The sequence below is a fragment of the Pseudoalteromonas sp. NFXS53 genome, from assembly GCF_056629255.1.
In genome coordinates, this window is the sequence record NZ_JBWVBR010000018.1 from 1 (window position 1) to 25,652 (window position 25,652).

Here is a 25,652-nt window from a genome sequence, read left to right on the forward strand (position 1 = left end):
TTAATTACTCTTTGTCCCGCTAAAGCACGACCTACAGGAGTTTTACCTTCACTTGTAGGTCGTCGTTTACGGCGACATAATCATCAGAAGCCGATTTAAAGATAAACACTATTCCAATATGGATAACAGCCAATATTCGTCACTAACCCTGCTCGCAAAGGGTTAGCAACAATATATCTAGCAATCGCTATTCGCTGTTCTTCGGCTCTCAGAGCACGATCATAATAGGCACCCTGCCAAACTTTGCTATTGCCTTGGACACACTGGTTTATCATGTGGGATGAGTAACCTTTTAAATGCCCTATCACTTTACCTAATTCGGTATTTCCTAACCTTACTAGACCATGAAAATGATCTGGCATAAGTACCCAAGCCAACCAACTGCAATCGTGTTGCTGCTCGTTATATGAAATAGACTGACAAAAACGCTTGGCTAAATGATGTTCTATGAAAGTGGCATGGCGGTTGTGGCATGTAAAAGTAATAAAGTACTCGCCGAGTGGTTTTGAATAACGTCCTTTTTTCAACTTCTGCCAGCTCATTTATTGCGCCTCTTAGTAAACCAAGTTACTAAGCTTAGCTCTTTGTCGCGCTAAAGCACGACCTACAGGAGTAAAACCTTCACCTGTGAGGCGTCGTTTACGGCGACAAAATTTGCTACGCAGGTGTATTTTGCACTGAAAAAAAAGCGCACTTCTCACAAATGCGCTTTTTGGTATGGGTAAGTTGTGCAACTTTTCTAAATTGTCGCGCTGAAGCACGACCTACAGGAGCCAAGCCTAGCCTGTAGGTCGTCGTTTACGGCGACAAACTTGGTTTCGTAAATACCTCAATTTAAATCCATCTAAACTTGCTCATTTCACATTGCGCAAAAGTAATCTGCTTCGCAGATCTATTTTGCACTTAATGCAACCTGCCAAACGGCGATTGAACCTGAGATTTCATTACCAATAATCAGCAGAGGCTTGCCTGTAGCGCTTTGCTCAGCAGGCACGAATGACATGCCTTCAGGCGCTAAGTCACCAGTAATATCAGCGCCTTCAACCACGCCGCGGTTAAAGAAGTAGTCAGCAAACTTGACGTCATAAGGGTTAGTGATGTCGTACACCATAATACCGCCCATGCGCTCTAAACCGATAAACGCAAACATACGCTCGCCAATTTGGCCCAATGCCAACGCTTCTGGTTCAGCGCCTTTTGCATCAGAACGCGTGTCGCCTTCATTGGTATCTTCATCGTTGTTAAATGCAGCACCATGAACTGATGCTGTGATACGGGCAATTTCATCGCCAGAATCAAAAACAACTAAACCATTGCTGTCCCAAATCGTGAAAGAACGCGCACCATAAGTGTAAAGTGCTTCGTATTGACCATCGTTATCAGTGTCACCTTTCACTGTTGTGACTTTTAGGCGACCAATATCGTCATCATCGTTGCTTAAATAAGAGAAGTTACTGGCAAGCGTTAGGTCTTCTACTCGAGATTCATCGATATACGATAAACAACCATCTTTATCGTCAAAGTCTAGACCGCCCTTTGCGGTACAATCAGCAGCATCTGTGGCATCAAAGAAGCATTCACGACCGTCACCTTCATTGGCAGACACGACAAAGTTTGCACCTTTCCAGCTAAAGCTTGCGATGGTATCTGGCTGGTACATACCGTACAGACCCGGGTATTTCTTAAAATTGATCTTGCCGTCTTTGTCAGACGCATCCATGACTAAATTAGACCAATCTTTGAAGCCTAACCCCATTAACTTGACACTGTTGTCGCTTAAATCAACCACAGCTAAGCCATTGTTTTCTTGAATAGATACATAAGCATAACGGTTGTCTTTAGAAATACTGACATACTCAGGCTCAAGGTCCATCGCAACCGTAGTATTAATTAGCTTGCCGTTGATTGTGCGACCCGTTGGGTTTGCGAACACCATCCCCATGGCTTCTAATTCAGCCTGTTTGCCGTTGTATTCTGTGAAGGTAATCTGAGTTGCAGTATCCGCCACTGTACCGCTGGTAATCGCAATCACACTGATGCTGCCTTCAGGATCAACACTGTAATCACCCTCTGGCTCACCTTCGTTCGCCACAACGACTTTGCTGCCATCTGGGCTGAACGTCACCATGTCTGGTAATGCACCCACTGTGACATTTTTGATAAATACTGGCGCATCACCTGAAATATCATAAAACGCGATTTGACCATTTTCGCCAGTGGTTTTTGCTGCCATCGCAACCGCTAACAATTGATTGTTTTCGTCAATTGCTATGCTATTCGCATCGCCTGGGGTGTTGTCGTTTAACGTTAACGTGATCGCACTACTTAAGTTAGTCGTCGTGATCACACCTTCGTTATTTTTCACCAAACCGGCAGCATCAAAGCTGTCTGCTGCAATGATGTTTACCACAGCACTGTCACCTGAGCTATTGATTGCGTAGATCCACTTTTTAGATGCTTGGTAAGCCACGATTTCGGCCGCCCCCTCTGGACTTTGTGCGTTTAATACTGCACGACCAACCATTTGAATATCTAACAGACGATTGGCATCTTTACCATCAACTCCATTGGTGCCGTTGGTGCCATTTGAACCATCACTACCATTTGTGCCGTTTGAACCATTGGTACCAGCAACACCTGCTGGGCCTTGTTCACCTTGAGGGCCTTGTTGACCATCATCGCCATCAAGGGAACAACCTGTTAGAGCCGTTAATAAAGAGAGCGCGATCAGAGAGCGTTTAAGCATGACTAAACCTATTGTTGTTTATTGTGTAATATTTAATAACGAACAATTAAACAGCAGGTTTATGACGTTTAAGTTTCTGCGATCTTAAGGATTGATTGCAGTTTTATTGCGTATTATTGTCGGAATCTAAATGCGCATTCAGATAATCCACCAGCAATCTGACTTTAGGTGATAAATGACGATTATGCGGATACAGCGCCCAAATTCCCTCTTCAGCTTCTAAGTATTGCGATAACACTTCAACCAAGTTGCCTTGCTTTAAGTCATCTGCAATGTAGTAGTCGGGTAACTTGATTATCCCCAAACCTTTAAGTGCCGCATCTCTAAGTGCAAAGCCACTATTACAATTGAGGCGACTTTTCATTTTTAATGTGCGCTCTTTACCCTCAACGAGAAAACGCCAGTACTCGCTGTTCCCTGTTAAACAGTGGTGTTTTTTCAACTCGTCTAATGTATGAGGTGCGCCATATTGACGTAAATAATCGGGCGAGGCGCAAACATATTGAATTCGGCTGGTTAAACACTTTGCCATCATGGTTGAGTCATTCAATTTGCCAAGACGGATGGCTAGATCAAACCCTTCTGCCACCAAGTCAAAAGTTTGGTTGCTTAAAAACATTTGCACTTCGACTTCCGGGTATTGGCGCATAAAGTCATGTACTAGCGGCATGATAAACTGCTCGCCATAGGCAACTGGGGCAGTCATTTTAATTAAACCCTGCGGCGTGTCTCGCAAATTACTAATGGCGCGTTCAGCCTCTTCAAGCCCCGTTAGCGCGTGTTGGCAATGATGAAAAAACACTTGGCCCTCTTCGGTCAGGGCAACCTTGCGCGTTGAACGATAAAATAGCTTAGTACTGTGCTTTTCTTCTAATGCGGTGACTTGGCGGCTGATATGCGCAGTCGATACGCCTAATCGCTTCGCTGCTTGAGTAAAACTACCCGATTGCGCCACCGCGACAAATTCATTAATGCCCTGCCAACTATTCATATCGCCCCATTATTACCGCTGAGTAAAAGTAATTTACAAAAATAAGGGATTATCGAACAGGAGTAAACAAACTACACTTTCTCTCGTCAAAAATAATATGGCAAATACGCGTGAAGCACGTCGCGAAAACGGCTTTGAGTGCCTACGCTCTTATTTGCACAAAACACTTAAAACAATTCACTTAAAAAGCTGAGGACAACATGGCAGATCAATTTATTAAATCTAAGGCGGCCGTCGCATGGGGCCCAAATGAGCCACTCAAAATCGAAGAAGTCGATGTAATGCTACCGCGTAAAGGCGAAGTATTAGTGCGCATCGTTGCGACGGGTGTCTGTCATACCGACGCATTTACATTATCGGGTGATGATCCTGAAGGTATCTTCCCATCAATTCTAGGCCACGAAGGCGGTGGTATCGTTGAGCAAGTGGGTGAAGGTGTAACCGGTCTAGAAGTAGGTGACCATGTAATTCCACTTTACACCGCAGAATGTGGTGAGTGTAAATTCTGTACATCTGGTAAAACCAACCTGTGCCAAGCGGTACGTGAAACGCAAGGTAAAGGCCTAATGCCAGATGGCACAACGCGCTTTTACAAAGACGGTCAGCCAATCTATCACTACATGGGTTGCTCAACCTTCTCTGAGTATACGGTATTACCTGAAATCTCTTTAGCCAAAGTAAACAAAGAAGCACCGCTTGAAGAAGTGTGTTTATTAGGTTGTGGTGTGACAACCGGCATGGGTGCGGTACTGAACACAGCAAAAGTACAAAAAGGCGACACAGTAGCGATTTTTGGTCTAGGTGGCATTGGTCTTTCAGCGATCATTGGTGCAACCATGGCAGGTGCAAGTCGCATCATTGGTGTGGATATCAATGAAAGCAAATTTGATTTAGCGAAAAAGCTAGGTGCAACTGACTGTATCAACCCGAAACATTTCGATAAGCCAATTCAAGAAGTGATCGTTGAAATGACTGACGGCGGCGTAGACTTCTCATTTGAGTGTATTGGTAATGTCGACGTGATGCGTTCAGCCCTAGAGTGTTGTCACAAAGGCTGGGGTGAGTCAGTGATCATCGGTGTAGCAGGCGCAGGCCAAGAGATCTCAACGCGTCCATTCCAACTGGTTACTGGCCGTGTATGGCGTGGTAGCGCATTTGGTGGCGTAAAAGGCCGTTCAGAGTTACCTGAAATCGTTGAGCGTTACATGGCGGGTGAGTTTGGCTTACAAGACTTTATTACTCATACCATGGGCCTTGAAGACATCAATGAAGCCTTTGATTTGATGCATGAAGGTAAGAGCATTCGCTCGGTGATCCATTACAACAAGTAAACAGTTCAACACCCCAAAAGAGCTTGTATAAACAAGCTCTTTGTTCTTTATGGATATCAAAAATGAACTTAGAGAATATCAGTAATAACAAAAGCTTTGGTGGTTGGCATAAGCAATATACTCATCAGTCTGAGGTGCTAAACTGCGCCATGCGCTTTGCCATTTTTTTACCGCCGCAGGTGAACGAAGGCCATAAAGTGCCTGTGCTGTACTGGCTTTCTGGCCTAACCTGCACAGACGAAAACTTTATGCAAAAAGCCGGCGCTCAACGTGTTGCCGCAGAATTAGGCATAGCGATAGTGGCACCTGATACCAGCCCGCGTGGCGAGGGGGTGGCAAACGATGAGGGCTATGATTTAGGTCAAGGCGCAGGGTTTTATGTGAATGCAACACAAGCCCCTTGGGCGGCGCATTTTCAAATGTACGATTATATTCTTGATGAATTGCCAAACTTAATTGAAGCGAACTTTCCGGTTACCTCACAGCGAGCGATCAGTGGTCACTCTATGGGTGGACACGGCGCGTTGATGATCGGCCTTAAAAACCAATCTCGTTTTAGTTCAATCTCCGCATTTAGTCCTATCACTAACCCAACGCAGTGCCCGTGGGGTGAAAAAGCCTTTACTGCGTACTTAGGTGACAACAAGCAAGCATGGGCTGAATACGACAGTGTTGAGCTTCTTCAGGCAGGTAAACCGAGTTTACCAATCTTGGTTGACCAAGGTAGCGAAGATGGCTTTTTAGCAGAGCAATTAAAGCCTGAAAACTTAATTGCCGCAGCTAAGTCAGTCGATGCCGAGTGTGAGCTGAGAATGCAAGCAGGCTACGACCACAGCTATTACTTTATTGCCAGTTTCATAGAAGACCACCTGCGCTTTCACCACCAGCATTTAAATGCCAAGTAACTAAACGGCTTTTACAGAGTGCGCGACGTAAAGTCGCGCCTACCATGTCGCACCCTTCCCCGTAAAAATTTTCACTTAACCCCTGTAACTAACTTCTATACAATTGTTGTGATATTCAAAAATAACTCTAACTAAAAAGAATCTTCATGCGCATTGTATTTATCTCACTTTTTCTGCTTTTATCTGGCTGTGCAAGCCTAACCAACTCACCCACTGAAGTTGAAGAAACTCTTGTTCATACGCCTCCAGTAGAGGACAACGCATTCACAGAACCAAGTGAGCCAGTGGCGCCGGTATTCGTTGAAAATATCTTACCGAGTGAAGCTGAAGATGTTTGGCATCGTATTAGAATTCAATTGCAATTTGCGCCATCTAATCACGAACGTGTACAAAACCGTGTTGATTGGTATTTAAAACACCCGAACTACATGGAAACTATTACAAAGCGTGCCGAGCCATTTTTATACTACATTGTCAATGAAGTTGAGCGCAGAGGTCTGCCAATTGAATTGGCTTTAATGCCATTAATCGAAAGTGATTTTGATACCAGCGCTTATTCGCACAAACATGCTTCTGGCCTTTGGCAACTAACGCCGCTTATCGCCAAGCATTATGGTGTAAAAATTGGCCCTTGGTATGACGGTCGCCAAGACGTGATTGATGCCACTAATGCCGCACTCGATTTTTTAACCTATTTACACAAACGCTTCGATGGCAACTGGTACCATGCTATTGCCGCTTACAACACAGGTGAAGGTCGTGTTGCACGTGCCATTCGCAATAATAAGAAGCTGGGCAAATCGACCGACTTCTTCCATTTAAAGCTACCTAGGCAAACGCGTCACTATGTGCCAAAGCTTTTAGCTGCCGCACAACTACTTCGTGAAGAGCAAATGGCCTTTCCAAAAATCGCCAACCAGCCAACCATAGATGTGATTGATATGCGTCATGGGGTAATTTTAGATGACAAAAAGAAATGGGCGCAGCTTGAAGTATTAAACCCGGGTTACACCCGCTTCCCAGCGTTATTAGACGGACCTAAACACTTAGTTTTAAGAAAAGGCGAAAGTAAGAACTGGCAAGATTATGTCGCGAACTTACCCGAAATGCCAAGTGAACAATGGCAAAAGTACACCATCCGCCGCGGTGACAGTTTAAGTGTGATTGCCCAGCGTCACTCTATTACGGTTTCGCAATTAAAAAGCTTTAATCAATTAAAATCGAGCCGTATTCGCGCGGGCGACACCTTAATGCTGCCAATTTTGGCAGATAAGCAAATAGAGTATAAAGTTAAGTCAGGTGACAGCCTATGGCGCATCGCCAGACACTTTGATGTTACGGTCAGTAAAATTAAGCAGTGGAACAGCTTATCGAAAGACGTTTTACGAATTGGCGATAAGTTAACGATTTTCTTAGCCGCACCTTGAATACGATTTAAATAAAACAATAAAAATAACACGTTAAGGCAAGGACATGAGCGAACAACCCAAACAAGAACAAGCGCAACAGGTCTCAGACTCAAATAAAGAGACACTCCATGCGCTCTCTGAGCAAGCCGTGCTAGATCATCACGATGATAAAAAGCATAAGCTCAGAGCAAAGCGCCCACCGAGAAAAGGCCTTACCCGCTCAAAGATAAACTCCATGCTCGCAGTGTGTGCCATTGTGATTTCTGCAGCCTCGTTTTATGCTACGTATCTACAAGCAAAAGCCTCACAAGAACAAGTTGCTGCCGCCAAACGTCAGCTTAAAGCCGAAACCCTACCTTGGCTCAAAATGGGCTATTCTAATTTCGATATTAATCAAGAAAAACAATATATTAATATCAATATTTCTAACTCTGGCACCGGCCCTGCCATGGTTCATTACATCGAGTACATTTATAACGATGAGAACCATTTTCACATTGAAGAGTTACTCGACACTTGCTGCTCGTTAAATGCGTATAAAGAGGCCCTCGCTGAGATAGAGCAAGACCAAAGAGACATTAATTACCGCAACGCCTTCGGCTGGTTTGCTTCAAGCGATACCACCAACTTTTTACTTGCCGACGGTGAAGAATTTAATGTCTTTATGATGCAAAAGACCAACTTTAACTCAGGCCTTTGGCAGCAAATTGATCAAAGTATATTTGATGTAAAAGTGAACGCTTGCTACTGCTCTATCTTAAAGCATTGCTATATTGTTGATGAAAAGTCTAATATTGAAGAGGTACAGAGTTGTGACCTTCCTAAGCAGGAAGAAACACAAGAATTGACCGAATAATCCGTATTTTCGACAGTATGAGTAGTTATGCCGAGCAACGACACCCAGTTTATACAGCAACTAAAACGCTTTGAGGGCGAAATCGCCCATCTCTATTTAGATAGCCGAGGCAATCCCACCATAGGGGTTGGATTCTTAATGGCCAACGCAAACCAGTTTTGTGCGCTCAATCTGGTCCATAAAAAATCAGGAAAGCCCGCAAGTAATAGCGAAAAACAAGCCGAATACAAAAAGATAAGCAAACAAAAGTCAGGTTATAAGGCCAGTTGGTATGCGCAGCTTTGTGAACTGACACTACCCAGCCATGAAACCGATAAGCTCCTTCACAAACACCTCGCCCAGTTTAAGCAAGAATTGAACAAGGTCTTTAGCAAACAAAGCGGTTTTAACTGCCAATTTGAACAAATGCCACTGAGTGCCCAATACGCCTTGCTTGATATGGCCTTTAATTTAGGTACCCCGCATTTGGCGAAAAACTGGCCGAAGCTACACCAAGCCATCAAGCAACAAGACTGGCACTGTGCCGCCCTAGAATGCAGCCGCAGACATATTCAAAGTGAACGTAATGCAGCAACCGAGCAGCTTTTTAAACAAGCTATCAGCAAGCAGCCAAACAAACATCACAATGGTAAAAGCGTAAACTATCAAACTTCCTTGCTTACTAAGCTTTTCAGCGCTTTTTTTTATTGGTTACTAAAAAAAGCAAAAAAGAAGCTGTTTAAGCGCTAGCAAAAATCTAAGCATTCAGCATAAATGTTTCAATAGGCTCATATACAAGACCTCGCTTTTCACATCGGTAAGAATGGTAAAGATGAAACTGCTTCACGGTGAGCGAAAAAGGGGTAATCGCCTGCACAACCTGAGGGCAAGGTTTGTGACTGCGAAATAGCGTGATATGCGGGGCAAAACTAAATGGGTTGTGATAAATATCAAGCTTACTCCCCTTGTCTCTTAACGGCTCAGCCAGCAAAGACAACGACTGAGGTATTGAGTCGGGCTGCAAATAAAAGATGCCGTTATGCGGCCAATAGCCAGTTGCGCTAAACGTTAACGAGAATGGCGCAACCTGCAAACTGCGCGCAAACTCGACGAGTTGGTTTTGTTGATCGGATTGCACATTCGGCAAAAACGCCAAAGTGAGATGCCAGTTTTGTACTTTAGTATGTGGCTTTTTGCCTACAACTGAATTGTCTAACCAAGCCTTGATATGCCCTTTGGCTGTATCATCTAGGCCTATACCAAAAAATAACCGTTTACTCTCATTCAACATAAAAACTCTGAATTACATATTGAAGTGGCCTGAAGCAGCATAACTCAGGCCACAATTAGATTACCTTATAACTCCCGTAAAGATTGCTGGATTGGTTGGTTCAACAACTTTCTCAGCGGTAATACCACTGCTACTGCAGATAATGCAAACGTCACTAACACCGCGCTTAAAGCGGCAAGTATGTCTAGTTGCAGGGTATTGAACGAGGATGAATTGAATAGTACAAACACAGTTAAGCTCGTGAATATGGCTACAGCTAATGCCAATAGGCAATACTTCAATCGCGTCAGCAGCACAAACTGCTCAGAAGCACCGATTGCAAGCAACACACTAATAGTTTGCTTTTCAACGCGTAATTGCGCCTGAATTTGATACCACAAACCACTGAATACACCTCCCACAATCACAGCAGCAACCAATAACGCAAACCACAGTACATCTTGCGATTGCTGATCGAACACTTGGATCACCAGTTCAAGCGTCTGGGCGTCAGATACTTTGGCACTTGGTACTTGTGATTTCACCCACGCCGCTAACTGCGCATGCTGTTTTGACTGCGGTGACTGTAGCACAGTAAATACTGCCATCGTGTCTGAGTTAAGCTGCTCTAAAGGTAAATACAAAGTTGGTTGCACACTCTGAGATCGCCCCCAATGTGGTATGTCTTCAACAATACCTGTGATGGTATAGGTTTGCTCTTGCAGGCCATATTGAACCTGAGTTCCGAGTAAAGACATCTGATCATCATGTTGGTTCAAGCGCTCCGCAAATGTGCGATTGATCACAACACCACTTTGCCATTGCTTAGACTCTAACCCAGTTACTTTAGCATCGAGTACATTAAAAAATTCAGAACTGGCATGCATAGTCGCAATATTAATCTCTTGCCCGGTTTGTGGTGCTTTAAACTCATAACGATTAAGTTGAGCAAAAGAAGAGCTCAAAATCGCCTTTGCTTCAGCGCCCTTGTCTTGTGCCAATAATTGTCGCCAAGATATAGGGAAATTGCCCGTATCAACTTGAGTTTGGGTTGCAGACAAGCCAATACTGGTTTGCTGATACTGTTGCCACTGCTCTTTCACCACAAAAGTCAGAGTATAAATAGCTACTAAGGCTGCGCTTAGTTGCAACACTAAAATGCCCTGACTCAATAACTTTTGCCATAAAGAAGCACTGTGGTTGGTTTGTCGCGTAAACAAATCTTTCTTCAATAGATTCAGCAATGGAATACCGGCACAGGCCAATAAGCTCAGTATCATCATCAAAATGGCACTCAGTAACACGGCGCCATTGAGCACCATGTCTTGCTGACTAAAATACTGTTGGTAACCGGCGGTGCTTTGCACCATGGCTTTTAAGAAAGCTAAACAAGGATAAATTAAAACACAGACCACACTGGCCATGACGAACGCAAAGCGCATAGCAGAGCGAAAAAAGTCTCGGTTTTGAGCGCCTAACAACCTCAATGTTCGCAATTCATCTGCTATTAAAATCGCCCGACTGCTTGAAAGCGAGAATAGTGTAAAGATTAAAATGAGCCACAACGACACCACTAACCCAAGCAATAGCTGCCAAGTAAACACTAGGCGCTGGTAACCTTTAGGATCAAACTGAACACCAGATAAAATGGCCAGAGGCAAAGTTGATTTACCGAATGACATACCTTTCACAGACAAGTCTAGCTCAGCCAATTGCGCAGTCGCTTGGTGTGGCTCAAACTCACCCGATGCCGATACCAAACCATAATACATTGGCGCCGCCAGTAAAAAGCGATCGAGCATCATGCCACCAGTGAATGGAGCTGAATACTGCAACATGTCTTCTGGCAACCAAGCATCGAGTAATTCAGCGCCAACTTGGTCGTATTTTTGGTCAAGTACCCCCAACACTGGCAGCCCTTGTGGTAAGCGCTTAAAGCTAAACACCTTACCAACCACTTCAGGGTCACTATTTAGGTTTTCTTGCCAAAAGCGGTGGGTTAGCCAAATACCCAAGACACTACTTTGCGCCATACCTAGTCCTATATTCTCCGCTGAATTTGCAGAGAACACCGCACTATTGACCGCATTAAAGGTTTGGTTATTTAGCGAAAAACTATATTTTTTTATCACCAACCAAGAGACATCTTCAACCATAGGAAATGATTTCAGCTTCTCTAGGGCCTGCCGACTCACCGGGCTTAAACTGTTATTCTCATGTAACCTTCCAACCGTATAAAGGGGTTTGTCGGTGTTTGTCCACTGTGGATTTTCGTAAAACAGCATGCCACCTAAACGCAGCGCAATGGCCAACAAGGCTGCTGAGAAAGCAAAGCCAAATAAAATGAGTGCAAGCTTAAAATACTGACCGCGCCAACGTCGCCACTCACATAGCAACTCAAAGAGTGTATTATTCGCCGTCATAAGTCACTTGCCCATCTAGAATTCGGATCTTGCGCTGACAACGCGCGGCAACATTTTCATCATGGGTAACTATGACCAAGGTTGTCCCTTGTGCCGACAGTGACAATAATAAGTTCATGACTTCTTCACCGGTTTTTTGATCTAGGTTACCCGTAGGTTCATCGGCAAGAATTAACGCAGGCTCATTAATGAGTGCTCGCGCAATGGCAACGCGCTGCTGCTGACCTCCAGAGAGTTTGTCGGGCGTGCTATTGCTTTTATCAGCTAATCCTACCTGCGCTAATACACTTTGTGCTCGAGCGATATATTCAGCAGGTTTAATGTCAGCGTTAAACCGCATCGGTTGTATGACATTCTCGAGCACTGTCATGCTGGCGATCAGGTTAAAGTTTTGAAAGATCCAACCAATATGACGATTTCGCAGTTGGCTTTTCTGCTTTTTGGTTAATGACGTGACGTTTTCTGTGCGCAGTAAATATTCACCTTTGCAAGGCTCATCCAGTAACCCGATGATTGAAAGTAAAGTGGATTTACCACTGCCTGACGGCCCCAAAATCGCAATCGACTCACCATCGTCAATGGTCAAGTCGATGTCTTTTAAAACCGCTTCATTATTTGCTGCTTGAGCAAACGATTTGTTAACCCTGTTTAGAGCAATAAGAGTATTCACGCTTTAATCCTTAGCTTTATTGTCTGATTACTATAATTTTATTGCTGAGCGAGACTGAGGTAATGCCTTTAACACCTGCTCGCCTATTTCAACGCCCGCCAGCACTTCAATAAACTCACTGCCTTGCATGCCAATTTTTACCTGCTTTTTATGCACTTCGTCACCATCAAAGACATATAAGACTTGGCGCTCTTCACCCGCCTTTAAATACAGAGGCTTAACAACGCGAAGCGTATTGTCTTTACTGGCTAACATGACCTCGGCTGAGACCGACAAGTTATTTACCGCAGAAGAGGGAATGTGTTCTGTAAAGGTGGCTTCAAACTTAATTTGATTGGCTTCAACATTTGGGTGTACGCGCACCACTTGTGCGGCATACGTTTTGCCCTTGATGCCAATATTCACTGCCATTCCCGCCGATAAGATATCAATGGCACTTGCTGGTGCTAATAACTGAGCGAACAAGCTATTTTGACTCGATAATTTAGCCAATACTGTGCCCTTAGAGACCGCCTGACCTATTTCTATGTCTGCTAATAGCTCAGTTAAAATGCCCGACTGTGTGGTTGTTACTTGCAAATTGTAAACGTCATCTTGGGTCATCGCCAGTTGCTGCTTTTCGCTTTCAAGCTCAAGCGCCAAAGCTTGTTTTTCGTACTCTAAGGTGTTTTGAAAGGCCGCTTCACTGCGCTTGGTTAAATCGAGCTGCAATCGCAATTGCTCTAACCGCGTTTTTGCACGTAAGAAGTCCAGCTCACTCAATAGTTTGGTTTTATGCAGCTTACTTAAGGTCTCTATCTCTTGTTCTGCAAACTTTAATTCGCTGGCAGCCATCGCGACGTCGTTTTGCAATTGCGTGGCTTCTCGCTGCAATTTCGCCAGCGCTGAGACATGCTTTGCTTGCGCCTTTTGCCAGTTAAGCTTCGCGATTTGTAGCTGTCGTAATAATTGTGGGTTTGAGAGAGTAATAATAGCCGTATTGGCATCAACCTCTGCGCCTGGTAACACATTCAGTTCGCTGACATGCCCGTCGACCTGAGCCACCAAACTATTTGATGCTCTTGGCGTAAGACGGCCAAATACCGCTAAGGTCTGTGTTACTGAGCCACGTTCAACAGCAGCAAGCTGCAGCTCACTGGGTTGCTCTGCAAATAATTGTCGAGCAATAAACCATACAACCAAGGTAGTCAGAGCAACACCACTCATAACAAATATAAGCCGCTGTAAATGTCGACTGTTTGAGTCTTTTTCAGGGATTGTCAGCATCTAATATCCTTATGCTAGTTCAATTACCACAACCTATTAAACACTATATCATTATGATGAATATAATTTTTTAGCAGCATACCCTACTAAAATTGCTGATTTTTAAAGCCGATTAAAGGAATTTCTATACGATACCAAGGTACCGTCTTAAGCCCTTTTAATATTGTCGCAGCCTTTTGCCTGTGCGCCTGTGCTTTTTCTAAATACTTTCTAAAATTAGGATTATCAGAGAATTCATAATTTCCATTCTTTTTAACTGGAAGATCAAAGTAGATAAAAACATATTTATGCTTTTTTTTATCGGGAAGCGCGATATTAAAAGTACCTTCAATCTCCGAATGGCTGGCAGAAAATTGACTATTTTTATCTGTTAAAACTGGCTCAATCTCTTCGTAAATTGATATCGCATTATCATGACTTAAAACCTCTTCTGACTCTAGATCGTACAAATATCCGCATCTGTAATATGCTTTCTGACCTTTTTTTAAAAAATACTGCTCGAATGTGTCCCACCGTTTAGTCGTGCCCAATCGCCATTGCTCAATTTTATTTTGTTCATCAGTAAATCTGACCAGATCTTGAGGATGAACATGGTTTGCGAATGCAGAAAATGCCGATGCTAAAAGCAATAAGCAGCTCCATAGAAGAGTTTTCATAGTGATGTCCTTATTAAAATACACGACTAAAATTGCTGGTTTTTAAAGCCAATAAAAGGGATTTCTATACGATACCAAGGTATGGTCTTAAGCTCTTTTAATATTGTCGCAGCCTTTTGCCTGTGCGCCTTGCCCCTCTCGAGAAAGCTTCGCGCATTAGGGTCTTCAGAGAAGATATAATTTCCTTCTTTATTAACGGAAAGATCAATATAAATATAAACATATTTATGCTTCATTTTATCGGGAAGCTTTATATTAAAAGTCCTTTCTATCTCAGAGTGGCTGGCATTAAACTGCTTGTGTTTAACGGGTAAAACAGGCTCAAGCTCAGGAAAAGCTAATACTGAGTTTTCAAAGTTGAGTATCTCTTCAGACTCTAAGTCATATAAGTACCCACACCTTTGATATGCTTTCTGACCTTTACTTAAAAAATAATCTTCAAATATATCCCACCGTTTAGTCGTGCCCAATCGCCATTGCTCAATTTTATTTTGTTCATCAGTAAACCGGATAAGGTCTTGAGGGTGAACATGGTTTGCGAATGCAGAAAATGCCGATGCTAAAAGCAATAAGCTGCTCCATAGTAGAGTTTTCATTTGTGGCGCCCTTTGCTTATCACCTAGAAAGTTTGAGGCTTGTAGCCAATGAGCGGTATTTGAATTAAGTAACCCGTCACATCATGCTGTTGCTTTACAAGCTTTGCGGCGAGCTTACGCATTTCAATGCTTTTCTTTAATTGCTTTGCAAATACCTCGTTACCAGCAAACAGGTACTTGTTGTTATTATCTGTATCTATAGGCGTATCAAAGAAAAATAAGGCATATCGCTTAGCATCTCTGATATCAACATTAGTAAAACTAACAACCTCAGCCAAAGTTAATTTAACGTCCATATGCTGTACATTCAGAATGGGTTGCAAAGCGGGCTTTAGTGACTTCGCGTCTTCATAAGACAGCCATTGCTGCTTTTCAACATCATATAAATAAGCTGTTCGGAAGTAAGCATCTGAGCCATACTTAAGAAAGAAATTTTGAAATGTATCAAATCGTTTTGTGGTACCGAGTTGCCACTGTTCAGTTTTATTATCTTCGTCGGTGAAAGTGCTGGCATATGAATAGAAATTGCCAAACATCAAAAAAACAATCAATAGCAATGCTTTAACTTTTAACATACTTTTAAATACTCCTTTAAAATAGCCAGCATTCGCTGGCTAGGTAATCCTGTTATATGATTTAACAAGATATGGTGCAGCGATTATCCTCATCACAGATTTTGATGCCTGATGGTGTTTCAACAGCACAAGTCCACTTACCATTGTTATCACCGCAAACACTATCACCACAAGCTGCATACACACCGTAACTTGCACTACTTAATACCAACGCCACTAAAGTGGCTTTAATTGCTTTTGTCATTTTTAAATCTCCGTATAAATTAACAATTTTCCCTATATAGGGAAAAAGCAAAATAACAGCAGAACAAAAAACAAGCAACGATAAATAAACAATTAATTTACAATAAAAATTTAAATGGGAGCAACGTATTAAGTTACCCTTAATCAGGTATTGCTGAGGAGACTATGTGGCTAACATTGAAGTGAACCACATAGAAAGAAAGGTATTCTAGAGTGTGCTATTTGAACTTTACTTGTTTATTACTGCGCTGATAGCTACGTGACTGTGGCGCAGTCCATTCACCATTTTTTAAATATTGTGTCGAGACTTTAAACTCACCATCAACGAACTGGCTGGTGGATTTCACTTTGGTGATGCCATCTTTGTTTCCTGTTACGTCTTCATAAGCCACAAAGGCACCATTGGGTAATACCTCCATACTGCCTTGGGTGTAAAAACCAGCGGTTGTGAAATAGTAAAACACTAAGCTTTGTTTAGTTTTATCCCAAAATATCAATGACTCACCACCATACATTCCTTCATTGATTGAGTGTAGGGTGCGAATAGCTGTGCCATTCAATGCGCGCTCCCACTTACTGACATCTTGCATGGCAGGTTGACCTTTTGGCACGGCAAAATCAGCCTGCCAAGTACCAAGATAAGGTTCAAATACCTGTAACTCTTTTACCAGTGAACCTGCAAACGTGGGTATGCTGAGTAACAGAGAAATGATTAATATAAATGCTTTTTTCATGTTGTTATGTCTTTTTTAAGCGGTTTGGAATAGTAATGTTAGTCAGCATTTGATGAATAGACAATAAGCAAGAAATGGAAGCTGTTCGTTTAAGGTGGAGATAAAGACAGACCCGACATAAAGTCGGTGCTACCGAGGTTTAGAATAACTCAAAAAGCTAGGCTAAGACTAAGTGAGAAAGTTGAATAAACCCGACATAAAGTCGGTGCTACCGGGGTTTAGATTGACTCAAAAAGCTAGGCTAAGACTAAGTGAGAAAGTTGAATAAACCCGACTTAAAGTCGGTTCTACCCAAGTTTAGGCTGAGTTCAAACACTTTTAAACATGATTGTTAAGCACAAAAAAGCACTGTAGAAACAGTGCTTTTTTTACGTTGAATTGCGATAGCCTGCTAGTGGCTTTGGCCTTTGTCTGCCGAGAAATATTTACGGCGCATCAGGTCATGGATCACCAGTTCTTGCTCACGACCATAGGCTTTAAACATACGGTTGTTATGCATGTGTAACAAAGAGCTCAGCAGTGAGTCTCGACTACAGTTGAGCTTGTCTTCTTCTAGCATCTCATTGATCTGCGCAGCTACAGGTTGTGCTTGCTGTTGCCATAAGTTAAGCAATTGGGCAATCGCGTTTTGAGCCTCATCATCAGGTAACTGAGTTAAATCAGCTAGTTTCTCGAAGTCGCCTTCTAACTGAGTTTGGTAGTCGCGGTAACGATTACCTAGCTGCTTGCGCAAATGACTGGTTTCGTTAAATTCATTACCAAATCCGGTTCTTAAACCACTGATTAAGTTAAACTTGTCTTCATCATTGTAATTGAACAAGTTAAGCAGTTTATCGGTGCACTGCAGCGCCACACGCCAACGAATGTCTTCACCATACTCATCAATTAAGCCACAAGTACGGGCAATTAATTCACTGTCTAGCATGAATAATGACTCAATCAATGCCATAGACTCTGGACCACCGTAGCGCTCTACTTCACGCTCGTATGTCATTAGCTCGACCTTGTGTAGCTCGCCCGACTCAACCATAGGATCGAGCAACTGATTCAACTTAGGTAACAACTGACCACATAACTTGCTTGGCTCGCCATAGAAACGCAAACGTAAATGCCAGTCAGGATCGCCATAGCGAATGAAGAACCATTTTTCAAAATCACCTTGCTGCTCAGCAATAAATGGCAATAACTTTTCAGTTAATAGCTGCTCGACGATTGAATTACCAGAGTAAATTTTTAAGCTTAACCATTCTGAGCCAGCACTAAAGCGACGTTTAATCGGCTTAGCTGTTATATTTGCAAGTGGATCGTCTGAGAAATGATGGTGTATTGGCGCATTACCATTGAATAATGGGATCACCATTTCGTTGTTATAGTGCTGACCTTGAGTGTCGACAACACGCGAAGCATATTGCGTTGTTAGCACTTCTTTTAATTCAACGCGAGGTTGCCCCTTGGTTTCTGATAGTAATACCGCCAGCATGTCTGGATGACGCAGGTCTAGCTGAAGTACATTATCGGCCATGGCATAACATACTTGTGGATCAAGCTGATACTTGGCCAATAATGCCTCTAGCTTTTCAGATGAGAATTTGCCGTTTTTACTGATGGCTTCGAGCTCTTTACGTTCAATACGCCACGTTTTTTCATTTAAGATCAGATTATCAAGCATCACTCTAGGCACAAACGCGTCATTGGCGGTGCTACTTGGCATGCCGAAGTTCGGTGCGCGGCCTTCTTGGTGTTGCAGCATGCATAAGAACTTATAAGCACTAAGACTACGCGCTGAGTAGTTATGTGCACATGATAAACGAGGGATGATCTGCTTATTTAAACGCTTGCTCCACAGTTTAACTTTTTGCCCTTCAACCCAGACAAATAAATCACTGAGTGGAATTTGATATTCACTGTCTAAACTACTGTCGGCCATAAAGACGATTTCATACTCGCGTAGATGTGGGCGAGCAATCACGTTGCCTGGACGACCTTCTGGCATATGCGCAATTTCGGCAAAAATCACATTTTCTGAGTGCGCTTGCTCTTTTTGCAACTCATCAATCACAGACTGCTTTAGGCCATCATCTAAGTGACAAAAACGGCCCAATAAATTGGCTGATGATGGGCCAGCACAGCCGCCCAGCTTGAACACAGGGTTTGCCCTGTCGTCTTGATACGCACTGAGCATCACAGAAAAAGAGGCCGGGAAGTTTTTGCTAACGGGTTCTTTACTGTTTACTTTGCTTCTTAGCTCTTTGCTTTTTAGGACTATGCTGTCTTTGCTGCGATTCGCCGGTAAGCTCAGGGCTTCTTCAATGATCTGGTTGAGCAACGTCGGTCTTGGCGCTTCACCCGCGCCTTGATTGCCCTTAACTAGGTTTAAACCTGCCACCAGCGGGGCTTCGTATCCAGTTTCATTTGAAACGCCAATACCTGACTCGTCATCTAAGATCACATCAAGCGGTACAAACTGCCCTTCAAAACGAGCATTAAACTTAGTGATAAAGTTACTCAATGGGTTAGATTTATCGGTATCACCTAATTCAGCTAATAACTCGAGTTGCTTTTGCACCCGTTGCACTTCTTGAGCGCTTAATTGACACTGTTCAAAGGCGCGATAAACGTCGGTTTGAAAAAGCTTATTTTCTTGCGCTTTAACTGGCATATTCTGAAAGTGTTCAAGCAATTGCTTGTAAGGTTTAATCTCACCACTTTTCTCGTTATCGAGCTTTTCAATCATGGCCAGAGCGGTTGCAAGTTGATCTGCAGTTGCCAGCTCTTCCATATTTTGTAATGACTTTAACAGGGCATAGTCAGGTGAGTCGCCCGTCAACGGCAGCGGGATATCGGCCTGGAGTATTTTTTCGTCAATCAGATCTTGAATGTATGCTTCAACGTCTTCTTTTTCGGCTTCGGCATACTGTGCGCAAAAAGCATCGACCAGACCATTAAAGCTTAAGCCGCCTTTTGCAAGCTTAAGCACACACTGAAAATATTCATCACTGTCTACCGCGCTTAAACGATACTGCATGCTGTCTTCAGAGAGATAATTCTCGATATAACGACATTGCTCAGCAACAAAGTAGTGAGAAGGGTTCGGCCGGTACATCAAGTTATCGGCACGTTGTGCTTCTTTCACGAAATGCTCTTTTAATGCCGACAGATAAAACATATCAAGGCGTGTTTTACGGCTATCTTGAGTATGTGACGCACTTACAAACTCAGTGGAATCACTCACTTCACCTTTGTGGATCCCTGAGAATAAACCAAAAGGCGTCGGCCTTGCACACATACGCAACATATACTTAAGTAAAGCTTGCGCAACCTTTTTACCTTGTTTTGATTCTGGTTTTGTACGCCATTGCTCGATACGTTCTAGTAAAGAAGGGCTAGCAAGATAAATGGCTTCTTCAACCCCCTCAATTGCTAACCACTTTTCTAAAATGGCATTGGTATCGGCTGACTCTGAGCTAAATTCTGCTAAGTGCTCTAGTGATAAACGCGGCGTACGCATAACAAAAAACGGCGCATGCTGAATCGGTTTATTTTCTTGTTTTAGATTATTGTTATTCGACATCATCATTCCTTATGCCATCAATAAGCATTCAGCCCAATCTAAGTCATCGTTTAAAACTGAGATAAAGCCAACGCCAACCCCTGCATAGCCCATTAAGAAACCAAAATTCTCATAGTGCTCCATGGTTTCACCATTGTAGGCGTAAAACGCTTCAAGGCCTTTTTCTTGGTATTGCTCAAGGCTGTAGTTGAGCCAATATTTTGCAGCTTGTTCAAGCTCTGGGTGGGGCATAAGTTGATTTAAAAGTTGATAAATACTGACAAGACCAACGAAACCATGACATAAGCCAGCATCGTTTATAAAACCACTTTCGGCATCACGCTTTGCCGCTTTTAACGCCATTCGGCGTGCTTCATCGACATAACTCGGTCTATCTAGTGCATGACCTGCACGAGCAAGGGTTAATGCGATTGTCAGATCGCCATAACACCAACCGAGTCTCGATTTGTGCTCACCGCCAGAACATGAACCATAGCAGTGTTCTTCTTCATGATTTGGGTTTTGCTGGGTAAGCAACCAGTCACAAGACTGCGTGACTAACTGAGCGGTCTTATCTTTAATGGCATCTATATTTAACGCAGGAATAAGCGCAGCGATGATCCCTGGCACACCATGGGCTAACCCTAAATTGAATTCAGGCTTCTTACGGTCTTCTTTTTCAAAGCGATAGACTGAATACTCAGGTTGAGACCAACTTATTAGTTTGTCATCTACTTGCTGTGCCACACTGGCAAAGTTATCGACTATTACACCGTATAACGCGGCTTGATCTGATTGCTTGGAGCGCCTTGCGGTATAAGGGGCATAACCCGCTAGGCCAAGTACCGACTCTATCTCACCCGGCCATGGTTGAAAGTTCAGTGCGTCATAGAAGATTTGATCCATATCGCTGAGCAACTCTGGATCGTAATCTTCCATGTCAGCTTGGTTTAAATACTCTAATACCCAAGCTTGACCAGCAAGACCATTGCTGAGTTCAAACCCTTGTTGTTCTAGCTCTTCTTGGAGCTTTTCTAGTTTTTCTGAGAATAGCGTTTCATCAACAAAACTTGGGTCGATGCGGTAGGCATTATATAAAAATAATAAATGGCCAGCTAAACCACTTAACAAACCATTGGTTTCTACATTATGAAGATCTTGACTCACTTTTTCGGCCAAGCTTTTAATTATTTCGCGCACCTGAGCTGCTTGCTCTACTGACGCAATCGCTTGTGTTGGCATATCTATCCTTAGGTGAAGACACCATTTAATTATTATTCCTGCAACAACTGACCGATACCTTACTGAAGCGTCACCAAAACCTCAACAACTTTAAGATTGTTAATAAAAGTTAAACAACTTGCTAATTTAACTTGTATGAACTATTTTAATTTTGCACTTATAAAAAGTGCTAATTTTTATAAGGAAAATAAGATGAAACTTAAATTAAACAAAAAGAAAATTAAATCTCTATCTTCAGATAAGAAAAGCATTCCTGCAGCAATGACACCAGAGATCGCTGGTGGTTTTGATTATCAATTGACTGATATTGATTGTGGTCGCCTTACACTAATACCTCGTTATACATGTGGTATGGGCTATACGTGTCCGCACGTATTCTAATAAAGCGCTTTCAAATTTAAACTAACTTTTAATCAGTTAAATTTATAAAAAGCGAACAAGGGCCATGTTTTCCTTTAAATATCGCCCTTTACTCACCTTCGGAATTTTCATAACGACTTTTTAATTCCATAAAACAAAAGTACACCTCTACCTAGTTACAACTCATATACTTGTTAGTTTTTTCATAATTAGTATTTATTTAAACACTCTATTAATTACGATTTACGCAACAAGCAAAATAACAATAAAAATGCCTAGTTCAAACCAGCCGAAAGGTGAATTTGTTAAATTCAATTTAATAACTTGAAAACATTATAAAGATGAATTAATTTGAATTTGCACCTTTTTTAGGCGCTAATTTTTAAACAAGGATTAGATTATGAAATTAAAGTTAAACAAAAAGAAGATGAAAACCCTGTCTGCAGATAGCAGTAATATCCCTGCAGATATGACTCCACAAATTGCGGGTGGTACGCAGATCAATAGCAGCTACGTAACTTATCGCGATTGTCCTCCACCACGTACTATCTCAGGTGGTGCAGTATCACTATGCCAAGCACACACATGCGGCATGGGTCACACTTGCCAAGATGTTTACTAATCACAATTAATTTAGAAGGAAACTAACAATGAAACTTAAACTAAACAAAAAGAAAATGAAGACGTTATCTGCAGATAGCAGCAATATTCCTGCAGAAATGACTCCACAGGTTGCGGGTGGTACGCAAATTAACAGTAGTTATGTTACTTACCGCTGCCAACCAATTGATGGCCCAAGTGCTGATGGTGTAACACATTGTGTAGCTAATACATGTGGTCGTGGTTACACATGTGGTGAGATTTATTAATCTAAGTTTAGATTAATACGCATAAACGCCTCTTTTGAGGCGTTTTTCAATTAGGTATTTGTAAACCCATCAAAAAAATAAAAAGCAACCACACATCATGCTAGCTTGCAAAACCGCCGGCTTTTAATTTTCATTTTATCAACAAGGTGTTAACCACAAATCTAAGGCGTTCGTAATGCATGAAGCCCGAAAGTTTGCTAGGAACAATACAATAAATGTAACAAATCAAGGCCCTACCCTAGCTTGAAAAGCGAAATAAATTAACTTAACCTACCCTTGGCCTTAGTTTAGGTATTTGTTTAATTCAAGGATATAGAATCGATATTAAACAAATTAAAATGATTTAATTAACTATAACAGCCTTAGTTTAGGCATTTGTTTAACACAAGGATATGAAGATGAGATTAAACAACAATAAAGTACTTTCTCGATACAAGCTTAGTTTTTACTTTGTAATTAAAGAGCAAAATTAAAAGCTTAACATTTAGGCTCACTTAATTTTCAAATTTTATTGCCTAAGTTCAGCGTATTGGGAAATTGACTCTAGCTTTATAGCCTCCCACCCTCTGAACAACCGCATTATCAATTCTAAACTATTGTATATTAGAGAAGTTATGCAAACTTATAAAACACCACATTGGACGTTTTATTCCGCTAATAATGAACTTATTTATTCAGATGGTAAGTCTATTCAATTAGCGGCAAGACATAATGCCTGCCTATTAGCGCTTTTAGAGGCTAAAGGTGAAGCCGTTGATTACGATACTATGTTATTGAAAGTTTGGGGAACTCAGTTCCGTGATACAAATACCATAGCTTCTGTTATATCTGAGCTGAGAAAACAAATTAATTGTGGTGATCCTTCTTTAAAATACATTGTAACTATTCCCAAAAAAGGTTATCGCTTTAATAACTATGAAGAAGTAGAAGTTCTTCTAAATAGCATTCCTCACCCTCAAAAATCCCAAAGCGAAAATGACTCTAATGTACAAACTAAAGCTTTAACAACAACTAAGTCGAAAAAGCCTTTGAGTACAATTTTTAGTTTTAAAAATACAACTCTTCCAATTCTAGGCTGCTTGCTAGTTTCTGCCTTTTTTATTACTGATGTTTACTCCTTTTTATTATCCAAAGAACTTTCTCTTTCAGCTTTAACCTATGAGAAAGGCATTGAGTATGACTTTGAAGTCTCTAAAGATAGACAAACCCTTATTTATACCAACGAGCAAAAAGATAATTCTTATTTAATTTCAAAAAATATAACAACGGGTGAAAAGCAGGTCATAAAACTGGAGCCAGGCCTTGTTATTTCTTCCTTTGCGCTTTCTGTAGATGGTAATCAACTTGCTTTTATCGAACAGAAAGAAGACAGCGCTTGCCTTTATATAACCAGAGTTTCAGATAGTAAAATTCAACTTCAAGAAAAAAAGCTAATCACGACATGCGATGATAATAGCTTTCTGTTTTCTCTTGAGTTTTCTCATTCAGCAGACGCAATATTCTATGCAAAAGGCAAAAGTATCTCAGACCCTTACACAATATCTAAACACGATTTAACGACGGGTCTTGAGCGTAACCTCACTTCACCACCAACCACAGGTCGAGGTGATTATGCGCCCACACTCTCTCCTGATGGCCAAAAAGTTGCTTTTATTCGCGATATTTTTTGGGAGCGTTCGAGTGTTTGGACATTAGATTTAACATCTGGAGAAACACTTAAACTATTCGAGTTTCCTCACGTCATTGATAAAGTCAGTTGGCACAACGATGAGATGATTATTTTCACTCATTCGAATAAGTTGCTTTCTTACTCAAACGTTGATGATGACATAGAAAATATCCATGAAGCTGACTCTCCACTCTATATGCCTAACTCAGTTAATGGAACAATATATTTAAGCGCTGGCTCATTATTCAGCTCATACTTAACAAAGATACAGTTAGCGACTCTAGAGGTTGCTACAAAAGAGCAAAGTGACTATTTAGAGCACACTCCCACTCATATTTTAGACGATCAAAGCTATTATTTTTTAAGTAACCGCTCTCATAAAATGGGGATATGGAAAAGCCAAGGCTCTTCTAGTCAACTTGTTATTGATAGTGATGATTTAAAAGACGTGACCACGCTAAGGGATGCTGGTGACATGCTTTTAACGACTACACCAAGCAAGTTACTTCAGATCGACAAAACAACAGGAGATATTTCTGTTCTGAAGAGCGACATTCCCAATATAGAGAATTATTCTTACTCTAAACAGAATGGAAAAATTCTTTACAGTAAAGAAGTCGGTGAGAGCTGGTACTTAGAGTCATATAATTTAAAAACCCAAGACAAAGAGCTACTAGGTGTATCTGGTTACACTGGTCACTTTTTTGATGACATGATCTATCTAACCGAGTTTAGAGAACCAGGTCTGTGGGAATACAACCCAAACACGAGAGAGAAGCGGTTATTAATAGCTGACTTCAATAGCTTTTTTACTGATAGATGGACTGTCACACAAGAGTATATATTTCTCTTAGATAAACAGAATTTGAAGATTTGGAATAGACTAGAAGGCTATAAATTGGTTAAGAATATGCAATTAACCGACACACCAAAGCGTATTAGTTGTGGTGAGAATGAGTGCATATTCGATCAATATGCACTCGGTAGTACAGGTATTGTTTCATTAGTTGAATCTGATTAGCCTTTTTTATTTACCCGTTTGAGATAAGCTCTTTGCTATTTGCTTTTCCTCCCATCGCTTGTCAAATAAGGAGGCGAATCCAAATGTGCTTACCCACTTAACGGCAGCAATTACAGCCCATCCTGCTAAAACCCAAAGGCTCCACATATAATCACTGTTTGTCACAGCGTTAAGCAGGATCAGCATAACGCTGAGCATTAGCCCTTTTAACACAAATTTGTAGAATGACTTTATACGCGCAACATGTGTCATTGCATCTTGATATGATTCAATATCTGTTTTCATAAACTT

24 protein-coding genes are annotated in these 25,652 nt (G+C 41.8%); 9 read left to right on the forward strand and 15 right to left on the reverse strand.

Annotation, left to right across the window (positions count from 1 at the left end):
- Nucleotides 1-95: 95 nt before the first annotated feature.
- From AC1HJP_RS16935 to AC1HJP_RS16945, 3 genes are all read right to left on the reverse strand, one after another.
- Nucleotides 96-542 (reverse strand): REP-associated tyrosine transposase, encoded by a 447-nt coding sequence (locus AC1HJP_RS16935; protein ID WP_480362783.1) that lies wholly within the window; start codon nucleotides 540-542, stop codon nucleotides 96-98.
- 350 nt (nucleotides 543-892) lie between these two features.
- Nucleotides 893-2,746, reverse strand: coding sequence for a choice-of-anchor I family protein (locus AC1HJP_RS16940; protein ID WP_480362784.1), 1,854 nt, complete (start codon nucleotides 2,744-2,746; stop codon nucleotides 893-895).
- Nucleotides 2,747-2,849: 103 nt separating this feature from the next.
- Nucleotides 2,850-3,737 (reverse strand): LysR substrate-binding domain-containing protein, encoded by an 888-nt coding sequence (locus tag AC1HJP_RS16945; RefSeq protein ID WP_480362785.1) that lies wholly within the window; start codon nucleotides 3,735-3,737, stop codon nucleotides 2,850-2,852.
- A gap of 200 nt (nucleotides 3,738-3,937) precedes the next feature.
- Here AC1HJP_RS16945 and AC1HJP_RS16950 point away from each other — a divergent pair, with 200 nt between their 5' ends.
- The 5 genes from AC1HJP_RS16950 (at nucleotide 3,938) to AC1HJP_RS16970 (ending at nucleotide 8,967) form a co-directional block, all read left to right on the forward strand.
- Nucleotides 3,938-5,068, forward strand: coding sequence for an S-(hydroxymethyl)glutathione dehydrogenase/class III alcohol dehydrogenase (locus AC1HJP_RS16950; protein ID WP_058031687.1), 1,131 nt, complete (start codon nucleotides 3,938-3,940; stop codon nucleotides 5,066-5,068).
- 62 nt (nucleotides 5,069-5,130) lie between these two features.
- Entirely contained in the window at nucleotides 5,131-5,973 is an 843-nt protein-coding gene (gene fghA, locus AC1HJP_RS16955; protein WP_480362786.1) for an S-formylglutathione hydrolase, read from the forward strand.
- A 146-nt stretch (nucleotides 5,974-6,119) separates the two neighbouring features.
- The gene (locus AC1HJP_RS16960; protein ID WP_480362787.1) at nucleotides 6,120-7,400 is read left to right on the forward strand and encodes a LysM peptidoglycan-binding domain-containing protein; all 1,281 of its coding nucleotides are present in this window, start codon (nucleotides 6,120-6,122) and stop codon (nucleotides 7,398-7,400) included.
- Between the two features lie 46 nt (nucleotides 7,401-7,446).
- On the forward strand, nucleotides 7,447-8,238 hold the full coding sequence (locus AC1HJP_RS16965) for a hypothetical protein (protein WP_480362788.1): 792 nt from the start codon (nucleotides 7,447-7,449) through the stop codon (nucleotides 8,236-8,238).
- Nucleotides 8,239-8,265: 27 nt separating this feature from the next.
- Nucleotides 8,266-8,967 (forward strand): glycoside hydrolase family protein, encoded by a 702-nt coding sequence (locus tag AC1HJP_RS16970; RefSeq protein ID WP_480362789.1) that lies wholly within the window; start codon nucleotides 8,266-8,268, stop codon nucleotides 8,965-8,967.
- 7 nt (nucleotides 8,968-8,974) lie between these two features.
- On the opposite strand, the gene thpR is transcribed toward AC1HJP_RS16970, so the two are convergent.
- The 11 genes from thpR to AC1HJP_RS17025 form a co-directional block, all read right to left on the reverse strand.
- Entirely contained in the window at nucleotides 8,975-9,508 is a 534-nt protein-coding gene (thpR, locus tag AC1HJP_RS16975) for an RNA 2',3'-cyclic phosphodiesterase (protein WP_480362790.1), read from the reverse strand.
- 65 nt (nucleotides 9,509-9,573) lie between these two features.
- The gene (locus AC1HJP_RS16980) at nucleotides 9,574-11,910 is read right to left on the reverse strand and encodes an ABC transporter permease (RefSeq protein ID WP_480362791.1); all 2,337 of its coding nucleotides are present in this window, start codon (nucleotides 11,908-11,910) and stop codon (nucleotides 9,574-9,576) included.
- The gene (locus tag AC1HJP_RS16985; protein ID WP_480362792.1) at nucleotides 11,897-12,580 is read right to left on the reverse strand and encodes an ABC transporter ATP-binding protein; all 684 of its coding nucleotides are present in this window, start codon (nucleotides 12,578-12,580) and stop codon (nucleotides 11,897-11,899) included. The genes AC1HJP_RS16980 and AC1HJP_RS16985 overlap by 14 nt, the downstream gene beginning before the upstream one ends.
- Nucleotides 12,581-12,610: 30 nt before the next feature.
- Complete coding sequence (locus AC1HJP_RS16990) at nucleotides 12,611-13,846, reverse strand: efflux RND transporter periplasmic adaptor subunit (protein ID WP_480362793.1); 1,236 nt, start codon at nucleotides 13,844-13,846, stop codon at nucleotides 12,611-12,613.
- A gap of 86 nt (nucleotides 13,847-13,932) precedes the next feature.
- The gene (locus tag AC1HJP_RS16995; protein ID WP_480362794.1) at nucleotides 13,933-14,502 is read right to left on the reverse strand and encodes a hypothetical protein; all 570 of its coding nucleotides are present in this window, start codon (nucleotides 14,500-14,502) and stop codon (nucleotides 13,933-13,935) included.
- Between the two features lie 26 nt (nucleotides 14,503-14,528).
- Complete coding sequence (locus tag AC1HJP_RS17000; protein WP_480362795.1) at nucleotides 14,529-15,098, reverse strand: hypothetical protein; 570 nt, start codon at nucleotides 15,096-15,098, stop codon at nucleotides 14,529-14,531.
- Nucleotides 15,099-15,121: 23 nt separating this feature from the next.
- On the reverse strand, nucleotides 15,122-15,673 hold the full coding sequence (locus AC1HJP_RS17005; RefSeq protein ID WP_480362796.1) for a hypothetical protein: 552 nt from the start codon (nucleotides 15,671-15,673) through the stop codon (nucleotides 15,122-15,124).
- Between the two features lie 61 nt (nucleotides 15,674-15,734).
- Nucleotides 15,735-15,917, reverse strand: a complete 183-nt coding sequence (locus AC1HJP_RS17010; RefSeq protein ID WP_480362797.1) for a hypothetical protein — start codon at nucleotides 15,915-15,917, stop codon at nucleotides 15,735-15,737.
- Nucleotides 15,918-16,134: 217 nt separating this feature from the next.
- Nucleotides 16,135-16,650: a hypothetical protein gene (locus tag AC1HJP_RS17015; RefSeq protein WP_480362798.1), complete on the reverse strand. Its 516-nt coding sequence runs from the start codon at nucleotides 16,648-16,650 to the stop codon at nucleotides 16,135-16,137.
- A gap of 391 nt (nucleotides 16,651-17,041) precedes the next feature.
- Nucleotides 17,042-20,227, reverse strand: a complete 3,186-nt coding sequence (locus AC1HJP_RS17020) for a lantibiotic dehydratase (protein WP_480362799.1) — start codon at nucleotides 20,225-20,227, stop codon at nucleotides 17,042-17,044.
- A 3-nt stretch (nucleotides 20,228-20,230) separates the two neighbouring features.
- Nucleotides 20,231-21,442, reverse strand: coding sequence for a lanthionine synthetase C family protein (locus AC1HJP_RS17025; protein WP_480362800.1), 1,212 nt, complete (start codon nucleotides 21,440-21,442; stop codon nucleotides 20,231-20,233).
- A 192-nt stretch (nucleotides 21,443-21,634) separates the two neighbouring features.
- On the opposite strand from AC1HJP_RS17025, the gene AC1HJP_RS17030 reads away from it, so the two are divergent.
- The 4 genes from AC1HJP_RS17030 to AC1HJP_RS17045 all read left to right on the forward strand — a co-directional run bounded on the left by AC1HJP_RS17030 (nucleotide 21,635) and on the right by AC1HJP_RS17045 (nucleotide 25,361).
- Nucleotides 21,635-21,823, forward strand: a complete 189-nt coding sequence (locus AC1HJP_RS17030) for a hypothetical protein (RefSeq protein ID WP_480362801.1) — start codon at nucleotides 21,635-21,637, stop codon at nucleotides 21,821-21,823.
- A gap of 379 nt (nucleotides 21,824-22,202) precedes the next feature.
- Nucleotides 22,203-22,424 (forward strand): hypothetical protein, encoded by a 222-nt coding sequence (locus AC1HJP_RS17035; protein ID WP_421965463.1) that lies wholly within the window; start codon nucleotides 22,203-22,205, stop codon nucleotides 22,422-22,424.
- A gap of 28 nt (nucleotides 22,425-22,452) precedes the next feature.
- Nucleotides 22,453-22,671, forward strand: a complete 219-nt coding sequence (locus AC1HJP_RS17040) for a hypothetical protein (protein ID WP_421965464.1) — start codon at nucleotides 22,453-22,455, stop codon at nucleotides 22,669-22,671.
- Between the two features lie 614 nt (nucleotides 22,672-23,285).
- Nucleotides 23,286-25,361, forward strand: a complete 2,076-nt coding sequence (locus AC1HJP_RS17045) for a winged helix-turn-helix domain-containing protein (protein ID WP_480362802.1) — start codon at nucleotides 23,286-23,288, stop codon at nucleotides 25,359-25,361.
- 6 nt (nucleotides 25,362-25,367) lie between these two features.
- Here AC1HJP_RS17045 and AC1HJP_RS17050 read toward each other — a convergent pair whose 3' ends face one another.
- Nucleotides 25,368-25,646, reverse strand: a complete 279-nt coding sequence (locus AC1HJP_RS17050) for a 2TM domain-containing protein (RefSeq protein WP_058031446.1) — start codon at nucleotides 25,644-25,646, stop codon at nucleotides 25,368-25,370.
- Between the last annotated feature and the right edge of the window lie 6 nt (nucleotides 25,647-25,652).